This is a genomic window from Kitasatospora phosalacinea (assembly GCF_000717185.1).
GTDB classification, from domain to species: domain Bacteria; phylum Actinomycetota; class Actinomycetes; order Streptomycetales; family Streptomycetaceae; genus Kitasatospora; species Kitasatospora phosalacinea_A.
Genome location: NZ_JNYE01000042.1, coordinates 1 through 18,006, shown reverse-complemented (window position 1 = coordinate 18,006; position 18,006 = coordinate 1). Strand labels below are relative to the sequence as shown.

Here is an 18,006-nt window from a genome sequence, read left to right as displayed (position 1 = left end):
CGTGACACGCCTATCCGGCGAGTTCCTCCGCCACCGCGACGGCCTCGGCGAGCGAGTCCACCACCGGCACGCCGAGGTGCACCAGCTTCTCCCGGGTGTGCGAACCCCCGGTGTACAGCACCGACTTGATGCCCGCCGAGAGCGCCGCCTCGGCGTCGTCCGCGGCGTCCCCGACCAGCACCGTCCGCCCGCGGTCGATCGCCCCGCCCATCGCGTCCAGGTGCGCCGCCAGCTCCCCGGCCTTGCGGCCGCCGGCCGCGCCGCGCCGCCCGTCCACCCGCAGGAAGTGCCGGGTCAGACCGAACGCGTCCACCGCCGGGACGAGCTTCGCGTGCTCGTACATCGACAGCACCGACTGGCTGCGCCCGGCCGCCGTCCACCCCTCCAGCAGCGCCTCGACGCCCGGGGTCAGCCCGCAGCCCGGGAACAGCTCCGTGTACGTGACGTGGAACGCGTCGTCCAGCGCCAGCCACTCGGCCTGGCTCGGCATCCGCCCCATCAGCCGCTCGTAGAACCGCGGGATCGGGATCTCGTACTGCGCCCGGTACTCCTCCAGCGTCATCGGCGCGATGCCGACCGTCGCGAAGGCGGCGTTGCTCGCCCCGACCACCGCCGCCATGTCCGACAGCAGGGTGCCGTTCCAGTCCCAGACTATGTGTGTGCGCACCCGGCAAGGGTACGCGCGGTCAGTTGAAGGCGTCCGGGTCCGGGCCGGTGCGCAGGTCCCGGTCGGAGGCGGCGAGCGCGGCCAGGTCGTCCGCGGTGAGCGCGAAGTCGAGGACGTCGAGGTTCTGCCGGATCCGGGCCGGGGTGACCGACTTGGGGATGACCACGTTGCCGAGCTGCAGGTGCCAGCGCAGCACCACCTGGGCCGGGGACCTGCCGGTGCGCGCGGCGATCGCGGTGACCGCCGGGTCGTCCAGCACGGCGCCCTGGGCGAGCGGGCTCCACGCCTCGGTGGCGATGCCGTGCGCGGCGTGGAAGGCGCGCAGCTCGGCCTGCTGGAGGCCGGGGTGCAGCTCGACCTGGTTGACGGCCGGGACGAGTCCGCCCGCCTCGATCAGCCGGGTCAGGTGCGCGGGCCGGAAGTTGGAGACGCCCGCGGCCCGGATCCGGCCCTCGGCGGCGAGCCGCTCGACGGCCTTCCAGGAGTCGGCGTACAGGTCCCGGGCCGGGGCGGGCCAGTGGATCAGGTACAGGTCGAGGTACTCCAGGCCCAGCGCGTCGAGGCTGGCGTCGAAGGCCCGCAGCGTGGCGTCGTGCCCCTGGTCGGTGTTCCACAGCTTGGTGGTGACGAACAGCTCCTCGCGCGGCAGCCCCGACGCGGCCAGCGCCCTGCCGACCCCGCGCTCGTTGCCGTAGACCGCCGCGGTGTCGACGCTGCGGTACCCGGCCGCCAGCGCGGTGGCGACGGCCGCGGTGGTCTCCTCGTCCGGCACCTGGAAGACGCCGAAGCCGAGCTGCGGCATCTCGACGCCGTTGTTGAGGGTGACGCGGGGGACGGTGGTGCTCATGTTCCTTCTCCAGTACGGGAGTCCGGTGGGTTTCAGTGGTTCGGGACGGGGGCGCGGACGGCCGCGGGGGCGGCCTGCTCCCGGCGTTCCAGGGCGGCGGAGACCAGGGCCAGCGCCAGCGCGGAGGCGGCCAGCAGCGCACCCACCCAGTTCGGGGCGGTGTAGCCGTACCCGGCGGTGATCACGGCCCCGCCGAGCCACGCGGCCAGCGCGTTGCCCAGGTTGAACGCCCCGATGTTGACGGCCGAGGCCAGGGTCGGCGCGCCGTGCGCCTGGTCGAGGACCCGCTTCTGCAGCGGCGGCACGGTGGCGAAGCCCAGCGCCCCGATCAGCAACAGGGTGGCGGCGGCGGTGGCCTCGTTGCGGGCGGTGACGGTGAACAGCGCGAGCACGACGGCCAGGCCGCCCAGCGTGGTGAACAGCATCGGCATCAGCCGGCGGTCGGCGAACCGCCCGCCCAGCAGGTTGCCCAGGAACATGCCCGTCCCGAGCAGCACCAGCAGCCAGGTGACCGAGCCCTCCGAGAACCCGGCGACCTCCGTCATCATCGGCTTGACGTAGGTGATCGCGGCGAACACCCCGCCGAATCCGAGCACCGTCATGCCCATCGCCAGCACCACCTGCACGTTCCTGAACGCCGCCAGCTCCCGCCGCAGGTGCGCGCCCGCCGGCCGGGGCAGCTCCGGCACCAGCTTCGCGATGCCCAGCAGCCCGACCACGCCGAGCCCGGCCACCGCGGCGAAGGTGGTCCGCCAGCCGACCTGCTGGCCGACGAAGGTGCCCAGCGGCACGCCGACGACGTTGGCCACCGTCAGCCCGGTGAACATCGTCGCGATCGCCCCGGCCCTCCTCTCCGGCGCGACCAGCTCGGCGGCGACCACCGACCCGATCCCGAAGAACGCCCCGTGCGCGAGCGAGGCCACCACCCGCCCCGCCAGCATCGCCCCGAACCCGGGCGCGGACGCGGACAGCAGGTTCCCCGCGACGAACAGCCCCATCAGCAGCATCAGCATCCGCTTGCGGCTGATCCGCGTCCCGAGCACGGTCATCAGCGGCGCCCCGACCACCACGCCGACCGCGTAGCCGGTGACCAGCAGGCCCGCCGTCGGGATGCCCACCCCGAAGTCGGACGCGACCTCGGGCAGCAACCCCATGATCACGAACTCGGTGGTGCCGATCCCGAACGCCCCGATGGCCAGGGCGAGAAGCGCGAGAGGCATGACGCGGACCTCCAAGTGATTGCCGGTGCGCCTTACGTGCTTCGACAATAATTGCAGACGCATAATCTTGCAAACGCAATGAATCCCGTCCGGGCCCGGCCCGCAACGCGGAGGACCCCGCCCGGCCGGGTGGCCGTGGCGGGGTCCTCGGGGGCGCGCGGGTGTCAGGCGATCAGGCCGGGGATCTCCTGGACGGCGAACCAGAGCAGTTCGTGGTCCTCCGCGCCGTCCACGGTGAACTGGGCGTCCTGGTCGCCGCCGTCCGCGGCGGCGACGGCACCGGCCGCGGCGTCCACGTCGGCGAGGACGTCGGGGTCGGTGTCGTCGGCGTGCACCGCGGCGGCCTTGGCCAGCCGGATCGGGCCGCCCAGGACGACCCGCCCGAGCGAGGCCTGGTCCTGGTACTCGTCGCCGGGGAACGGCGTCACCGCGGAGTCGGCCACCTCGACGGCCAGGACGACCCGGCGGCGCGGGGCGTCCGGGTCGGCGGCCAGCAGGCGGACGGAGGAGAGGGCCGCCCGGTTCAGGGCCGCGTACTCCAGCTCCTCCAGGTCGTCGCTGACGTACCACTCGCGCAGCGCGGGCGTCACCGCGTAGGCGACGCTCTGCTCCAGGACGCCCTCGGGGTGCGCCACCGCCAGGTCCTTCAACGTGGTCGGCACGTACACGCGCATCGGGGCACCCTTCTGACGGTCTCACTGTGCGACGGGTCAAGAATACGCAGCCCGCCCGGCCGCCCGCGATGGCCGGTCCGCCCGCCGGCCCGGTGCGCCGATCAGGTCACGCCCGGCGTCCCCCTACGGGCCGTTCCGGCACCCGACCTGCCGTCAACTTCCCTCCCCGCGACCGCCCGCACCGGCCTTGCCGCTGACGGGCCGCCACCCGTACGGGTGGATTTCGGAGAACGGCCGGAACGCGGGAAACCCCCTTGGAGCGGTCTCCGCCCGCCCGGTAGCAATGGCCCCGTCAGCCGCACGCCGCACTTCGCACCCAGCACCCAGCACGCCGCACCCCGCACCCCGCACCCCACCGAGAGGGCCCCCGATGACCGAGCAGCTCACCCGGACGCCCGGCCCGCCGGCCCACCCGCCGGTCCACCCGCTGGTCCACCCGCTGGTCCGCCCGCTGGTCCACCCCGTGCCCGGCGCCCGCCGGCCGGTCCGCCACCCCCACCCCGTCCCGCCGCCGGACGGGACCGCGCCGCGCACCGCCCGCAGCCCGCGCGCGGCCTGCGACGGCTCCGGCCCACCGTACCGGCCCCGGACGGCCGCGCCCAGCAGCACCGGCCACGCCGAGCTGGCCGGGCGGTTCGCGCACCGGCTGGTGGAGGTGCTGTGCGGGGCCCGCCCGGTGCACCAGCTGCAGCGGCACACCACGCTGCCGGGCTTCCACCAGCTCGCGGCGCTGGTCCGCACCGGCCCGCTGCGCCCGCGCGGCCGGGTGCTGCGTCCGCGGCTGGGCCGGGTGCACGACTGCGCGCCGGGCCCGGGCGCGGTGGAGGCGTGCGTGCGGGTCGAGCTGGGGCCCCGGCACCACGTGCTGGCGTTCCGGCTGGAGCGGCACACCCGCACCGGCCAGTGGCAGTGCGCGGCCGTGGAGACCAGGTGACGGGGCCCGGGAACGCGGCGGGGCGCCACCCCCGGGCGGGAGTGGCGCCCCGACGGCGGGCAGGCCGGTCAGGCCTTGCGGCGGCGACCGCTCTTCGCGGCCTTGGCGGCCTTGCGGCGCTCGGCGCGGGTCAGGCCGTCTCCCTCGGGGACCAGCCCGTCCTCGTCGAAGTCGCCCTCGATGACGCCGCCGCCGATCTCGTCGGACGGGGCGGTGTAGTGGAGCTTCTTGCGCTCGGGGGCCTCCAGGCCCTTGGCGCGGATCTCCGGGCGGGCGGCCGGGACGGCGGCGTCCTTCTCCAGCTTGTCGAGCAGCACCTGCTCGTCGTCCGGCACCGGGACCTCCTCGACCTGCTGCTCGACCTGGACCTCCAGGTTGAACAGGTAGCCGATGGACTCCTCCTTGATGCCCTCCATCATCGCGGAGAACAGGTCGAAGCCCTCGCGCTGGTACTCGACCAGCGGGTCGCGCTGGGCGTAGGCGCGCAGCTGGATGCCCTCCTGGAGGTAGTCCATCTCGTAGAGGTGCTCGCGCCAGCGGCGGTCGAGCACCGAGAGGACGACCCGGCGCTCCAGCTCGCGCATGATCTGCTCGCCGAGCTGGTCCTCGCGGCGGCCGTACGCGGCGGCGATGTCCTCCTGGATGGCCTTGGTGAGGAACTCGGGGGTGAGGCCGCCGCTGTCCGCGGCCTCCTCCTCCAGCTCGTCCAGGTCGAGCGAGACGGGGTAGAGCTGCTTGAGCGCGGTCCACAGCTTGTCGAGGTCCCAGTCGTCCTCGAAGCCCTCGCCGGTGGCGGCGTTGACGTACGCGGCGACGGTGTCGTCCATGAAGTGGCCGACCTGCTCCTGCAGGTCCTCGCCCTCCAGGACGCGGCGGCGCTCGCCGTAGATGACCTCGCGCTGGCGGTTGAGGACCTCGTCGTACTTGAGGACGTTCTTGCGGATCTCGAAGTTCTGCTGCTCGACCTGGGTCTGCGCGGAGGCGATGGCGCGGGTGACCATCTTCGACTCGATCGGCACGTCGTCCGGGACGTTCGCCATCGACAGGACGCGCTCGACCATGCTCGCCTTGAACAGGCGCATCAGGTCGTCGCCCAGCGACAGGTAGAACCGGGACTCGCCCGGGTCGCCCTGGCGGCCGGAGCGGCCGCGCAGCTGGTTGTCGATCCGGCGGGACTCGTGCCGCTCGGTGCCCAGGACGTACAGGCCGCCGATCTCCTGCACCTCCTCCTGCTCCGCCTTGACCGCGGCCTTGGCCTTCTCCAGCGCGGCCGGGAAGTTGGCCTCGTACTCCTCCGGGGTCTCCTCCGGGGTGATGCCGCGCTGGGCCAGCTCGGCGGCGGCCAGGTGCTCGGAGTTGCCGCCGAGCATGATGTCGGTGCCGCGGCCGGCCATGTTGGTGGCGACGGTGACGGCGCCCTTGCGGCCGGCCTGCGCGACGATCTGCGCCTCGCGCTCGTGGTGCTTGGCGTTCAGCACCTCGTGCGGGATGCCGCGCTTGCGCAGCTCCTGCGACAGGTACTCGGACTTCTCGACCGAGACGGTGCCGACCAGGACCGGCTGACCCTCCTCGTGGCGCTTGGCGATGTCCTCGACCACGGCGGCGAACTTGGCCGGCTCGGACTTGTAGATCAGGTCGGGCTGGTCGATCCGCTTGGGGGCCCTGTTGGTCGGGATCGGGACGACGCCCAGCTTGTAGATCTGGTGGAACTCGGCCGCCTCGGTGGTGCCGGTACCGGTCATGCCGGACAGCTTGTCGTACAGGCGGAAGAAGTTCTGCAGGGTGATGGTGGCCAGCGTCTGGTTCTCGTTCTGGACCTCGACGCCTTCCTTGGCCTCGATCGCCTGGTGCATGCCCTCGTTGTAGCGGCGGCCGGCCAGGATGCGGCCGGTGTGCTCGTCGACGATCATGACCTCGCCGTTGATGACGACGTAGTCCTTGTCGACCTTGTACAGCTCCTTCGCCTTGATGGCGTTGTTCAGGAAGCCGACCAGCGGGGTGTTCACCGACTCGTAGAGGTTGTCGATGCCGAGGTAGTCCTCGACCCGGCCGACGCCCTCCTCCAGGATGCCGACGGTGCGCTTCTTCTCGTCGACCTCGTAGTCGCGGTCGACCTTGAGGCGCTGCACCAGCTTGGCGAAGTCGTTGTACCACTTGGTGGCCTGGTCCGCCGGACCGGAGATGATCAGCGGGGTGCGGGCCTCGTCGATCAGGATCGAGTCGACCTCGTCGACGATCGCGAAGTTGTGGCCGCGCTGCACCAGCTCGTCCTGCGACCACGCCATGTTGTCGCGCAGGTAGTCGAAGCCGAACTCGTTGTTGGTGCCGTACGTGATGTCCATCGCGTACTGGCGCTTGCGCTCGGCCGGCGACATGTTCGCCAGGATCACGCCGACCTCCAGGCCCAGGAAGCGGTGCACCCGGCCCATCCACTCCGAGTCGCGCTCGGCGAGGTAGTCGTTGACGGTGATCAGGTGGACGCCCTTGCCGGTCAGCGCGTTCAGGTACGCGGGCAGGGTGCCGACCAGGGTCTTGCCCTCGCCGGTGCGCATCTCCGCGACGTACCCGTGGTGCAGGGCGGCGCCGCCCATGATCTGGACGTCGTAGTGGCGCTGGCCCAGGACGCGCTTGGCGGCCTCGCGGACGGTCGCGAACGCCTCGGGGAGGACGTCGTCGAGGCTCTCGCCGTCGGCCAGGCGGGACTTGTACTCGTCGGTCAGCGCGCGCAGCTCTTCGTCGGTGAGGTTGACGAAGTCCTCTTCGATCGAGTTGACCTGGGCGGCAATCCGCTGCAGCTTGCGGAGGATCTTGCCCTCGCCTGCGCGCAGGATCTTGTCGAAGACGGACACGTGAGCGGGCTCCTTGCCTCATTCGGCTCTGGATGACTGCCGGTGGGGAGTGCACCCCACCGTACGGGCCATCGTATGCGAGGAGTCCGAGCGGCCGGGAGGTCCGTCAGCACGGTATTCCTGTGTCACCCCTGGGAGCACATCGGCCGATGCCGGGTCCAAACGGTCAAAGCGGTTCGGCGGCGGCCGGTTGTCAGTGCCCCCGACTAGCCTCGCCACATGGCCCAGACCCCCGCCGCGCTGCCCTCCCCCGCCGTCCGGATCACCGCGGACCACGCCCGCCGGCTCGCGCTGCGCGCCCAGGGGCTGCTCGGCTCGCCCGACCGCCGGGCCGGTGCCCGGGGCGTGCTCCAGCAGCTCGGCGCCGTCCAGTTGGACACCATCTCGGTGCTGGCCCGCTCGCACGAGCTGGTGCCGTACGCCCGGCTCGGCGCGGTCGGCCGCCGCCCGGTCGAGCAGGCGTACTGGGGGCGGGGCACCGCCTTCGAGTACTGGTCGCACGCGGCCTGCGTGCTGCCGATCGAGCAGTGGCCGCTGTTCGCCTTCCGCCGCCGCGCGTACCGGGACCGGGGCCGGGTCTGGGGCCACCGGGTCTCCCCGGAGGCGTACGCCGCGGTGGTCGACCAGCTGCGCGCCGAGGGCCCGCTGACCTCCACCGGGCTCGGCGGCGCCAAGCGGACGTCGGAGTGGTGGGACTGGTCCGACACCAAGATCGCCGTCGAGCGGGCGCTCGCCTTCGGCGACGTGGTGGTCACCGAGCGCCGCGGCTGGAAGCGGGTCTACGACCTGGCCGAACGGGCCGTCCCGGCCGGGCTGTTCGGCCGGGAGCCGTCGGACGCCGAGTGCCTGGCGGAGCTGGTCTCCCGGGCCGGGGCCGCCCTCGGCGTGGCCACCCGGGCCGACCTGCTGGACTACCACCGCCTCAAGGGCGCCCAACTGGACGCCGCGCTCCCGGAGTCGGGCCTCGTCCCGGTCGAGGTCGAGGGCTGGGCCGCCCCCGCCTGGGCCGACCCGGCGGCGCTGGCCGCCGAGCCCCGCGGCCGCCACCGCACCACCCTGCTCTCCCCGTTCGACTCGCTGGTCTGGGACAGGCCCCGCACCGAGCGGATCTTCGGCATGACCCACCGCCTGGAGGCCTACACCCCCAAGCACAAGCGGGTGCACGGGTACTTCGCGATGCCGCTGCTCACCGGCGGCCGGCTGGTCGGCCGGGTCGACCCGGCGCGGGAGGGCCGCACCCTGGTCGCCCGCCAAGTCTCGCTGGACGCACCGAAGTTCGTCCCCGCACTGGCCGAGGCGCTGCGCGAGGCGGCCGACTGGGTGGGCTGCTCGGACGTCCGGGTGGAGCGGCTGGCGGACGAGTCGCTGCGGCCGGAGCTGGAGAAGCTGCTGGGCTGAGCCGCCCGGCGGCGGCTCCCGGCCCGCACTCAGCCTATTTCGAGGATCTTCTCACGCATCGCGTACACCACGGCCTCCATCCTGGAGTGGAGTTGGAGCTTCTCCAGGATGTTGCGCACGTGGTTCTTCACGGTGTTCTCGCTGATGAACAGCTCCTTGGCGATCTCCCGGTTGTTCATCCCGGTGGCCACCAGCTTGAGCACCTCCAGCTCCCGGTCGGTCAGCCGGGGCGCGGGCAGCAGCTCCCGGTCGTCCGAGCGGCGCTGGATCATCGACTTGAACTCGGTCAGCAGCTTGGCCGCCATCGACGGGCTGATCTGCGACTGCCCGTCCGCCACCGCGCGAATCGCGGTGGCCACCTCGTCGGTGGAGATCTCCTTCAGCAGGTAGCCGGTGGCCCCCGCCTTGATCGCCTCGTAGAGGTCGGCCTCCTCGTCGCTGATCGTCAGCATGATGATCTTGGCGCTGGGCACCACGTCCTTGATCGCGGTGCACGCCTCGATGCCGCTGCGCCGGGGCATCCGGACGTCCATCAGGATGATGTCCGGCAGCAGGTCGGCGGCCTTCAGCACGGCCTCCGCCCCGTCGCCCGCCTCGCCGATCACCCGGATGTCCGGCTCCTCGGCCAGCACGATCTCCAGGCCGCGGCGGAACAGCGCGTGGTCGTCCACCACCAGCACCCGGATCGGCTCCGCGCGGTGCGGGGGGAGACCGGCGTCCCCCGGCCCCAGGCCCTCGCGCGAAAGCTCCCCCATCCGCCCCTCCCCCGCCCTCAGGTCACGTTCGACGCCGCCCATCATTCCACGGCCGGGGCCCGTCGCGGTCACCCTGCGCCGCCGAACCGCCCGGCTGGGTGACCCCGGGCGCGCCGGTGCCCCGACGGCCGGTGCGGCCGCCGGGGTCACCCGCCGCCCTCCGCGGGCGGGGTCCGCCGTCAGTCCTCGTCGGCCCCGTTGATCGCGCCGCCCGCCCCGGCGGCGTCCACCGCGGCGGCCATGTCCTCCTTGAGGTGGATCACGCCGTAGTGGTAGCCGTGCCGGCGGTAGACCACGCTCGGCAGCCCGCTGTCCTTCTCCTGGAACAGGTAGAAGTCGTGGCCCACCAGCTCCATCGCGTACAGCGCCTGGTCCAGCGACATCGGCGCCGCGGCGTGGGTCTTCTCGCGGACCACCAGCGGCCCGTCCCCCTCCACCTCCAGGTTGCCCGCGACGGTCCTGCGGGCCGTTCCGTTGACGCTCGGGGCGGCCTCGGTCGCGGGCAGCTCGGCCAGCGCGGCGGTCGCGGCGGCGACGCTGACCGGCGCCCGCCCGTTGGTGCCGCCCTTGTGCACCCGGCGGCGGTCGGCGGACTTGCGCAGCTGCGCCTCCAACTTCGCGGAGGCCAGGTCCAGGGCCGCCCACGGGTCGCTCGCGGACGCCTCGGCCCGGATCACCGGGCCCCGGCTGCGGAGGGTGATCTCCACCCGGTCGGCGCGGTCGGCCTGGCGCGGGTTGGGCTCCTTGGACACCTCGACGTCCAGGCTGATCGCCTTGGTGTCGAACTTCTGGACCTTCTCCAGCTTCTCGGCCACGTGCTCGCGGAACCTCTTGGGCACCTCGGTCTTGCGGCCCTTGACGACGATGTCCACGCAGAACTCCGATCCCTCGTGCTGACCGGTCCGGAGTGCGTCCCGAACCGGCGTGAGACCCAGCCGGACCAGCCGGCCACCGCCACCCGCCGGGCACCGCCCGGAGAAGCCGCGAGGACCACCGGCCCTTACCTCACTTCCTCCCCACCAGGAGCGTTCGAAACCCCTGGAAACCTCATGCAACACCTGACACGGGGATCTCGCCTCCCCAGTCGAACGAACGTACCGACGGACGGTCGGCGGCCCGGCTGTTCCCCCCTGTTTACCCACCTACGGGTGAAACACCGGTGAACGGCTGGACAACACGCCCGGCACCGCCCACCGTATGGCTGATGTCGCCGCCCGGCGAGCGTTCCGGAGGGGTTCCGTGACGAGCCGCAGCACCGCCCACCAGCCCGGATCCGGCCCCGCACCGGTCCTCGCCGCCCTGCTCGACCTGCTGCTCCCCGCCCGCTGCGCCGGCTGCGGAAGCGGCTTCTCCGGCCTCTGCCCGCCCTGCCGCGCACTGCTCGACGGCGGCGCCGCCGGGCCCGCCGGGCCGCACCGCCCGCCGCCCGGGCTGCCGCCGGTGCACGCCGCCGCGCCCTACGCCGGGCCGGTGCGCCAACTGCTGCTCGCCCACAAGGAGCGCGGCGCGCTCCGGCTGGCCGCCCCGCTCGGCCGCGCGCTGGCCGCCGCCGTGCGCTCCGCCACCGGCGCGGGCGCCGCCCCGCTGCTGCTGGTGCCGGTGCCCTCGGCGCGCGCCGCGACCCGGGCCCGCGGCCACGACCCGACGCTGCGGCTGGCCCGCGCCGCCGCCCGCGAGCTGCGCCGCGGCGGCGTCGCCACGCTGGTCGCGCCGGTGCTGCGGCACAGCCGCCCGGTCGCCGACCAGGCGGGCCTGGGCGCGGCCGAGCGGCGGCGCAACCTGGACGGGGCGCTGGCCGTGCCCGCCCGGCTGGCGCCCCGGCTGGCCGGGCACCGGCTGGTGCTGGTGGACGACCTGGTCACCACCGGGGCGAGCCTGGCCGAGGCGGCCCGGGCGCTGCGCGCGGCGGGCTGCCCGCCGCGGGCGGCGGCCACCGTCGCGGCCACCGCCCGGCGCGGCCCCGGGGCGGGGCGGCGCGGCGCGGTGGCCGGGGAGGCCGCGGGGGAGGCCGGGCTCAGCCCGGGTAGGTGAACGCCTTCGCCTCGGACTTGCTGGGCACCTCGTGCCACTGGTTGTCCTTGAGCCGGTAGAGGCCGTGCTCGGAGGAGGTGAGCACCGCGGGGCCGGACGGGCTGGTCGGGTCGGCCGGCAGCCGGGCCTCGGTCGCGGACAGCGCGGTCATCGACTCGCCGCCCTGCAGCGGGGAGTCGGTGGACTGCGAGCCGTCGGTGCCCAGGAAGTGCAGCTGCTGCAGCCGGTCGGTCTCCTTGCCGAGCACCACCAGCTGGTCGGTGTCGCCCCAGGAGACGGCGGCGACCTCGGACAGCTGCGGTGCGATGTCGCGCAGCGCGGTGATCCTCGCGGTGGGGGCCCCGGAGGTGCCGCCGTGCTCGACCAGGCCGAGCGCCAGCCTGGTCGGGCCGCCGCCCTGGCTGAGCAGCAGGGCGATCCGGGTGCCGTCGGAGGAGATCCGCAGCGACTGCACGGTGCGCCCGTCCAGGCCCTCGACCTGCACCTGGACGACGGTGCGGTCGCGCACCATCAGCACCCGCGGCGCGGCCGGGTCGCGGTCGACCAGCCACAGGTCCTGGCGGCCGTCCCAGCTGGGCGAGGCCAGGCCCTTGCCGGGCTGCGCGGAGCGGGTGCTGACGACCGGCTCGCCGTACGTGCCGCCCTCGGTGAGCCCGGTCTCGACCAGGTCGCGGCCGTCGGCCCCGATCACCGCGGCGACGGCGGCGTCCCGGCGGACCGCGACGGTGCCGGGGCGGAACTGCCCGGGCTGCGGGGCCTGGCCGAGCACCCCGGGGACGGGCAACGGCTCCATGCCCTCCTGGAGGTAGCGGGTGAGCCGGCCGTCCTCCAGCTGGATGAACGCCTGCACGCCGTTGTCGGCCCCGGCCAGCGCGCCGGGGGCGACCAGGGCGGCCTCGGCGCTGCTGAGCGAGCAGCCGCTGCCGCCGCCGGTGAACGTCAGGTCGATCCGGTCCAGCTTGCTCTGCTGGTCGGCGAGGGTCTGGAAGAGCTGCTGGGCCATCTGCTTGCAGGCGGCCGGGTCGCCGCCCCGCAGCTTGACGGTGGCCACCCGGTTGTCGCCGACGGTGGCGCCCTCCACCCGGACGCCGTCCAGCTCGGAGGCCACCACCGGGCCGAGCCAGTGCGACGGGCCGTCGGCGGTGGCCTGGGCGGCCTCGGTCAGCGGGTCTATTCGGCGGCGCAGGTAGATCGGGTCGGGCACCAGCACCCGGGCGGCCTGCGGGCCGGGGCCGGAGGCGTCGGTCCGGGCGAAGAAGTAGCGGTGGACCGGCTTGTAGGTGTTCTTGAAGTTGGTCTGGTCGACGATCAGGCCGTCGGGCAGGTCGCTGATCCGCCACTCGCCCTTGTCGGGCCCGTCCGTCTCCTTCACGAAGGTGAAGGCCCGCTGGTAGGTGTCGCCGGAGTGGGCCTGGTAGGTGTGCTGCTCGTCCAGCCCGGCGACCTGCTTGCCCTCGACGGTCAGCCGGACGGTGACGTCGTCGTCGGCCGGGGTGGGGCCGCTCGGGGTCGGGGCGCCGGCCAGCACCACCACGCCCGCGTCGGGCTTCCAGGTCTTCGCGGCGAGGGCCGTCAGGTACTGCTTGGCGGTGTCGTAGTTGGCCTGGTCGGCGTTGGAGGAGTCGAGGAACCCGGCGAGCAGGTCGCGGGGGCTCCCGCCCTTGCGCGGGGCGACCGGGTAGACGTGCACCTGGAGGCCGTCGGCGGCGTTCTGCGGGGCCTCCAGGCGCTGCGGGGCGCCGCCGGAGGGCATCGAGACGCAGCCGGTGGCGGCGGTGGCCAGCAGCACCGCCCAGCCGATCGCCAGGGCCCGCCGGTCAGCCGTCCTGTCGGTCCTGTCCACCGGCGGTCCCCTCCTGGTCGGTGTCGGCGCCGTCCGGTCCGGGCGGGGCCGACTGGGTCGGGCGGCCGCGGTCGACCACGACCTGTGCACCGGTGGCACCGTAACCCGTGACGTCCGAGGGGTCGGAGACCGGGGCGGCGGCGGGCCGGCCCAGGCCCGGGCCGATGCTGAGCACGCCGCCGAGGCCGGAGCCGAAGGCGTGCCGCTCGGTGTCCGGGGTCTCCGGGACGGACGTGGACTCGCTGCCGGGCAGCGCGCCCGCGCCGCGCGCGGCGCGGCGGTAGGGGGCGCCGGCCGAGGACATCCCGCGGTTGTACCGGGAGTCCTCCGGCTCCAGCCGGAACGGGGCCCGGGAGATCTCGCCGCCGCGGGTGCGCGGCAGGGTCAGCCGGAAGTGCGAGCCGCCACCGGGCTCGCCCCAGGCCTGCAGCCAGCCGCCGTGCAGGTGGGCGTCCTCGACCGCGATGGACAGGCCCAGGCCGGTGCCGCCGGTGGTCCGCACCCGGGACGGGTCGGCCCGCCAGAAGCGGTGGAACACCCGGGAGGCCTCGCCGGGCTTGAGGCCGATGCCGTAGTCGCGCACGCCGACGGCGACCGCGCCCTCGGCCGAGCCGAGCCGGATCACCACGTCCCGGCCCTCGCCGTGCTCCAGCGCGTTGACCACCAGGTTGCGCAGGATCCGCTCGATCCGGCGGCCGTCGACCTCGGCCAGCACCGGGTCCTCGGCGCCGCGGATCAGCACCGCGCTGCCCTTGGCCCGGGCCAGCGGGTCGGCGGCCTCCACCACCCGGGTCACGATGCCCCGCAGGTCGACCGGTTCGGCGTCCAGGATCGCCGCGCCCGCGTCGAACCGGCTGATCTCCAGCAGGTCGGCGAGCAGCGACTCGAAGCGGTCCAGCTGGTCCTGGAGCAGTTCGGCGGAGCGGGCCGCCATCGGGTCCAGGTCCTCGCGGCTGTCGTAGATCAGGTCGGCGGCCATCCGGACGGTGGTCAGCGGGGTGCGCAGCTCGTGCGAGACGTCCGAGACGAAGCGCCGCTGCACCCGGGAGAGCTCCTCCAGCTTGCGGATCTGCGCCTGCAGGCCGTTGGCCATCCGGTTGAACGACTCGCCGAGGCGGGCGATGTCGTCGGTGCCGGTGACCTTCATCCGCTCGTCGAAGTGCCCGGCGGCGAGCCGCTCGGAGATCCCGGCGGCCATCCGCACCGGCGTGACGACCTGCCGGACCACCACCCAGGCGATGCAGCCGAGCAGGATCACCAGGAACAGCCCGGCGGTGGCCAGGGTGCCGATCACCAGGTTGAGGGTGGAGGTCTCCTGGTAGAAGGAGAAGACGTAGTACAGCTGGTACGGGGTGCCGTCCGGGCCGGTGAACTGCTTGCCGATCGCCAGGCCCTTGTCGTCGCCGGGCGGGGTCTGGCTGTTCGGGGCGCGGTGCAGCTCGACCGGCTGCTCCTGCGGGTTGGACGAGTCGGCGGCGACCTTGGCGCGCAGCTCGGGGGTGATCGAGTCGGGCAGGATCGAGCCGGAGTAGCGGGCGCCGCGCAGTCCGGCGCTGGGGGCGCTGGCCTCCTGGTCGCCGGGGGCGAGCGCGATCACCGAGTAGACGCCGGAGCCGCCGGAGGCCAGGTCGGAGACCTGCTTGGTCAGCCAGGCGTTGATCTGGTCGCGGGTCGGGTCGGCGGTCGCGCCGGCCTTGGCCTGCAGGTTGATCGCCTCGTTGATCTTGTCCTGCTCGATCTGGAAGCCGCCCAGGGCCTGCCCGTGCGCGGACTTCTGCTTGGCCTCCAGCAGGCCGGTGCGCACCTGGGCGACCACCACCACGCCGAGCACCAGCACCACGACGAAGGACAGCAGCAGGGTCATCGCGACCACCCGCAGCTGGATCGAGCGGCGGTACAGCGCCAGCACCCGGCCCACCGGGTGCCGGAACGGGCGGACCAGCGGGGCGAGCAGCCCGGCCCACCACCGGCGCCGGCGCGGCCTGCCGGTGGTGGTGGAGCTCAGCACGTCGCCGCGCACAGCGTGCTCCCCGCCGGACCGGTCGTCCGACGGGGAGTGGTCAGCCCTGGTGTCGCTCATCCTCAGCTGGGCCCGGCCTTGTACCCGACACCGCGCACGGTGACGACGATCTCCGGGCGCTCCGGGTCCTTCTCGATCTTGGAGCGCAGGCGCTGCACGTGCACGTTGACCAGGCGGGTGTCGGCCGCGTGCCGGTAGCCCCAGACCTGCTCCAGCAGCACCTCGCGGGTGAACACCTGCCAGGGCTTGCGGGCCAGCGCGACCAGCAGGTCGAACTCCAGCGGGGTCAGCGGGATGCCGCGCCCCTCGCGCTTCACCGAGTGCCCGGCGACGTCGATCACCAGGTCGCCGATGGTCAGCTGCTCCGGCGTGGGCTCCTCGGCCCGGCGCAGCCGGGCGCGCACCCGGGCGACCAGTTCCTTGGGCTTGAACGGCTTGGTGACGTAGTCGTCGGCACCGGACTCCAGGCCGACCACGATGTCGACCGTGTCGGTCTTCGCGGTCAGCATGACGATCGGAATGCCCGACTCGGCCCGGATCTGGCGGCACACGTCGATGCCGTCCCGTCCGGGCAGCATCAGGTCGAGTAGTACGAGGTCCGGCTTGGTCTCCCGGAAGGCGGCCAGCGCCTTGTCCCCGTCAGCGACGAAAAACGGCTCAAAACCTTCACCCCGCAGCACGATGCCGAGCATCTCGGCCAGTGCGGTGTCGTCATCGACGACGAGGACGCGTCCCTTCATGTCTCCATCTTCTCATCACCCGAATGTGACCTGCGCCGCACGGCCCCGCCGTCCTGCGGCTCCACCCCCCGCCGAACCAGTCATACCATCGCAAAGGTCCTGGCTCGGCGGCCTTGTCCGGACCGTTGTGGATCAGCAACGGGATACCCCTGGGGTACGCGTGCGCACCATGGCACGATAAGCACCCCGAAGCACCCGAGCCAGGGTGCCCCGACGAGGAGCGTCGATGACCGAGTCCCCGGGTTGGACCTCACCCGGTTCTCCCGAAGCACCGCCCGGCCCCGCCGGAACCGGCCACTCGGCACCCACCCCGCCCCCCGCGGCCGGCACCGCGCCCGTCCCGCCTCCGCCCGTCCCCGCGCCCGCCCCCGTCGGCCCGGGCATCGGCCTGATCCCGCTGCGGCCGCTCGGCTTCGGCGAGCTGATGGACGGCACCTTCGCCCTGGTCCGCCGCAACTGGCGGGCCGCCTTCGGGCTCACCCTGGCCCTCGCCGCGGTCCTCGAACTCCTCCAGGCCGGCATCGACTGGTGGATCCACACCGGCGGCGGCGGGACGGAGCCGCTGCTGTCCGGCAACTACCTGGCCCCGCTCGCCCTGTTCTTCGGCGTCCTGGCCTCCGGCCTGCTCGCCCCCGTGGTCAGCAACGGCATGCTCGGCCGCGACACCTCGCTCGCCGAGGCCTGGGCCCGGGCCCGCGCCCGGCTCGGCCGGCTGACCGGCCTGTGCCTGCTGCTGGCCGCGATCGGCATCGGCGCGCTCGCCCTCGCCGTCGTCCCGCTGCTCCTGCTGGCCTTCGCCACCGACCTGCCCGGGCTGCTCGCCCTGCTGCTGCTCACCGTGCCGCCGGTGGTCTGGCTGACGGTCCGGCTGTCCCTCGCCGTGCCCGCGCTGGTGCTGGAGGAGCAGCCCGTCCTCGGCGCGCTCAAGCGCTCCTGGCGGCTCTCCCGCGGCGCCTGGTGGCGGATCTTCGGCCTGACCCTGGTGTTCCGGCTCTGCCTCACCGCGGTCGCCGCCGTCCTGGCCGGCCCCGGCGAGATCGTCGCCATGGTCCTCGACGGCGTCTCCGGCAGCGGATCGGCCGGGGACGGCCCCGCCGCGATCAGCATCGCCGCCCTCGCCGTCTTCGGCATCGTCGCCCGCACCGTCACCCTCCCGCTCGAAGGCGCCCTGCAGACGCTGATCTACGTCGACCAGCGGATCCGCCGCGAGGCCCTCGACCTGGAACTCGCCCACGCCGCGGGCCTGCCCGGCTACGTCCGGCCCGCCGCGGCCGCCCCGTCGGGAGCCTGACCGCCATGGGATTCCGGGGGGAGGGGGCGCTGCTCACCGACGGCGCCCCCGTCGACGTACCGCGCGACGCCGCCCGCGAGGCCGCGCACGAGGAGCTCCGCAAGGCCGTCTACCACCAGAACGAGCCCGGGCCGGTCGAACGCCTCGTCGACTGGATCAAGGAGCAGTTCCACCGGGCCGTGGACGACGTCGCCTCGCCGCTGGGCGGCGGCGGCAACGCCGCGCTCGTCGTGCTGCTGCTCCTGCTGCTCGTCCTGGGCGTGGTGCTCTGGCGCCGCTACGGCGCGCCCCGCCGCGCCGCCCGCGCCGCCGGGCTGTTCACCGGCCCCCGGGGCCCGCGCAGCGCCGCCCAGCACCGGGCCGACGCCGCCGCGCACGCCGCCCGGGGCGACTGGGAGGACGCCGTCCGCGAACAGATGCGCGCCCTGGTCCGCGGCCTGGAGGAGCGCACCGTCCTCTCCCCCCGCCCCGGCCGCACCGCCGACGAGGCCGCCGCCGAGGCCGGCCGCGCCCTGCCCGACCAGGCCCGCGCGCTCGCCTCCGCGGCACGGCTGTTCGACGACATCGCGTTCGGCGAGCGCCCCGCCGACGAACGCGCCTACCGCCTGCTCGCCGACCTCGACCAGACCCTCGGCCGCACCCGCCCGGTGCCCGCCGCGGTCGGCGGAGGGACCGCATGACCGTCACCGCACCGCCGCCCGCCACCGCCGAGGCCGCCCCCGCCCCCGCCCCCGCCC

The 18,006-nt window shown here is 74.0% G+C and carries 15 protein-coding genes; 5 read left to right on the top strand and 10 right to left on the bottom strand.

Features of this window, described 5'->3' with window-relative positions; genetic code table 11:
* Positions 1-10: 10 nt before the first annotated feature.
* From OO57_RS18990 to OO57_RS18975, 4 genes are all read right to left on the bottom strand, one after another.
* The gene (locus OO57_RS18990) at positions 11-667 is read right to left on the bottom strand and encodes an HAD family hydrolase (protein WP_033253734.1); all 657 of its coding nucleotides are present in this window, start codon (positions 665-667) and stop codon (positions 11-13) included.
* A 19-nt stretch (positions 668-686) separates the two neighbouring features.
* Positions 687-1,514 carry an aldo/keto reductase gene (locus OO57_RS18985; RefSeq protein WP_033253733.1) on the bottom strand — a complete coding sequence of 276 codons (828 nt, stop codon included), beginning with the start codon at positions 1,512-1,514 and terminating at the stop codon, positions 687-689.
* Between the two features lie 32 nt (positions 1,515-1,546).
* Positions 1,547-2,734 (bottom strand): MFS transporter, encoded by a 1,188-nt coding sequence (locus tag OO57_RS18980; protein WP_033253732.1) that lies wholly within the window; start codon positions 2,732-2,734, stop codon positions 1,547-1,549.
* A gap of 164 nt (positions 2,735-2,898) precedes the next feature.
* The gene (locus OO57_RS18975; protein ID WP_033253731.1) at positions 2,899-3,408 is read right to left on the bottom strand and encodes a DUF6912 family protein; all 510 of its coding nucleotides are present in this window, start codon (positions 3,406-3,408) and stop codon (positions 2,899-2,901) included.
* 370 nt (positions 3,409-3,778) lie between these two features.
* On the opposite strand from OO57_RS18975, the gene OO57_RS18970 reads away from it, so the two are divergent.
* Complete coding sequence (locus tag OO57_RS18970) at positions 3,779-4,342, top strand: Rv3235 family protein (RefSeq protein WP_051777943.1); 564 nt, start codon at positions 3,779-3,781, stop codon at positions 4,340-4,342.
* Between the two features lie 68 nt (positions 4,343-4,410).
* Here OO57_RS18970 and secA read toward each other — a convergent pair whose 3' ends face one another.
* Entirely contained in the window at positions 4,411-7,191 is a 2,781-nt protein-coding gene (secA, locus tag OO57_RS18965; RefSeq protein ID WP_033253730.1) for a preprotein translocase subunit SecA, read from the bottom strand.
* Positions 7,192-7,410: 219 nt separating this feature from the next.
* Between secA and OO57_RS18960 the strand changes: the two genes are divergently transcribed.
* Complete coding sequence (locus OO57_RS18960) at positions 7,411-8,589, top strand: winged helix-turn-helix domain-containing protein (RefSeq protein ID WP_033253729.1); 1,179 nt, start codon at positions 7,411-7,413, stop codon at positions 8,587-8,589.
* A 29-nt stretch (positions 8,590-8,618) separates the two neighbouring features.
* On the opposite strand, the gene OO57_RS18955 is transcribed toward OO57_RS18960, so the two are convergent.
* Both OO57_RS18955 and hpf read right to left on the bottom strand, forming a co-directional pair.
* Positions 8,619-9,344 (bottom strand): response regulator, encoded by a 726-nt coding sequence (locus tag OO57_RS18955; protein WP_033253728.1) that lies wholly within the window; start codon positions 9,342-9,344, stop codon positions 8,619-8,621.
* A gap of 179 nt (positions 9,345-9,523) precedes the next feature.
* Positions 9,524-10,216, bottom strand: coding sequence for a ribosome hibernation-promoting factor, HPF/YfiA family (hpf, locus tag OO57_RS18950; RefSeq protein ID WP_033253727.1), 693 nt, complete (start codon positions 10,214-10,216; stop codon positions 9,524-9,526).
* Positions 10,217-10,583: 367 nt separating this feature from the next.
* On the opposite strand from hpf, the gene OO57_RS18945 reads away from it, so the two are divergent.
* Positions 10,584-11,375: a ComF family protein gene (locus tag OO57_RS18945; protein ID WP_051777942.1), complete on the top strand. Its 792-nt coding sequence runs from the start codon at positions 10,584-10,586 to the stop codon at positions 11,373-11,375.
* On the opposite strand, the gene OO57_RS18940 is transcribed toward OO57_RS18945, so the two are convergent.
* Genes OO57_RS18940 through mtrA form a run of 3 tightly spaced genes read right to left on the bottom strand, consistent with a single transcriptional unit; the run spans position 11,359 to position 15,978 of the window.
* Positions 11,359-13,218, bottom strand: coding sequence for an LpqB family beta-propeller domain-containing protein (locus OO57_RS18940; protein ID WP_033253726.1), 1,860 nt, complete (start codon positions 13,216-13,218; stop codon positions 11,359-11,361). The two genes, OO57_RS18945 and OO57_RS18940, sit on opposite strands and share 17 nt — an antisense overlap.
* The gene (gene mtrB / locus OO57_RS18935; RefSeq protein WP_033253725.1) at positions 13,193-15,298 is read right to left on the bottom strand and encodes an MtrAB system histidine kinase MtrB; all 2,106 of its coding nucleotides are present in this window, start codon (positions 15,296-15,298) and stop codon (positions 13,193-13,195) included. The genes OO57_RS18940 and mtrB overlap by 26 nt, the downstream gene beginning before the upstream one ends.
* 2 nt (positions 15,299-15,300) lie before the next feature.
* Positions 15,301-15,978 carry an MtrAB system response regulator MtrA gene (mtrA, locus tag OO57_RS18930; protein ID WP_030459579.1) on the bottom strand — a complete coding sequence of 226 codons (678 nt, stop codon included), beginning with the start codon at positions 15,976-15,978 and terminating at the stop codon, positions 15,301-15,303.
* 226 nt (positions 15,979-16,204) lie between these two features.
* Between mtrA and OO57_RS18925 the strand changes: the two genes are divergently transcribed.
* Together OO57_RS18925 and OO57_RS18920 are read left to right on the top strand one after the other, a co-directional pair.
* On the top strand, positions 16,205-17,269 hold the full coding sequence (locus tag OO57_RS18925) for a glycerophosphoryl diester phosphodiesterase membrane domain-containing protein (protein WP_033253724.1): 1,065 nt from the start codon (positions 16,205-16,207) through the stop codon (positions 17,267-17,269).
* A gap of 5 nt (positions 17,270-17,274) precedes the next feature.
* Complete coding sequence (locus tag OO57_RS18920) at positions 17,275-17,949, top strand: DUF4129 domain-containing protein (protein WP_033253754.1); 675 nt, start codon at positions 17,275-17,277, stop codon at positions 17,947-17,949.
* Positions 17,950-18,006 lie beyond the last annotated feature (57 nt).

Bases quoted from the DNA above. Each gene is read 5' to 3' on its own strand.
- mtrB (WP_033253725.1), bottom strand. From the start codon at position 15,298: ATGAGCGACACCAGGGCTGACCACTCCCCGTCGGACGACCGGTCCGGC.
- OO57_RS18970 (WP_051777943.1), top strand. From the start codon at position 3,779: ATGACCGAGCAGCTCACCCGGACGCCCGGCCCGCCGGCCCACCCGCCG.
- OO57_RS18980 (WP_033253732.1), bottom strand. From the start codon at position 2,734: ATGCCTCTCGCGCTTCTCGCCCTGGCCATCGGGGCGTTCGGGATCGGC.
- OO57_RS18955 (WP_033253728.1), bottom strand. From the start codon at position 9,344: ATGGGGGAGCTTTCGCGCGAGGGCCTGGGGCCGGGGGACGCCGGTCTC.
- mtrA (WP_030459579.1), bottom strand. From the start codon at position 15,978: ATGAAGGGACGCGTCCTCGTCGTCGATGACGACACCGCACTGGCCGAG.
- OO57_RS18920 (WP_033253754.1), top strand. From the start codon at position 17,275: ATGGGATTCCGGGGGGAGGGGGCGCTGCTCACCGACGGCGCCCCCGTC.
- OO57_RS18975 (WP_033253731.1), bottom strand. From the start codon at position 3,408: ATGCGCGTGTACGTGCCGACCACGTTGAAGGACCTGGCGGTGGCGCAC.
- OO57_RS18960 (WP_033253729.1), top strand. From the start codon at position 7,411: ATGGCCCAGACCCCCGCCGCGCTGCCCTCCCCCGCCGTCCGGATCACC.
- OO57_RS18985 (WP_033253733.1), bottom strand. From the start codon at position 1,514: ATGAGCACCACCGTCCCCCGCGTCACCCTCAACAACGGCGTCGAGATG.
- OO57_RS18925 (WP_033253724.1), top strand. From the start codon at position 16,205: ATGACCGAGTCCCCGGGTTGGACCTCACCCGGTTCTCCCGAAGCACCG.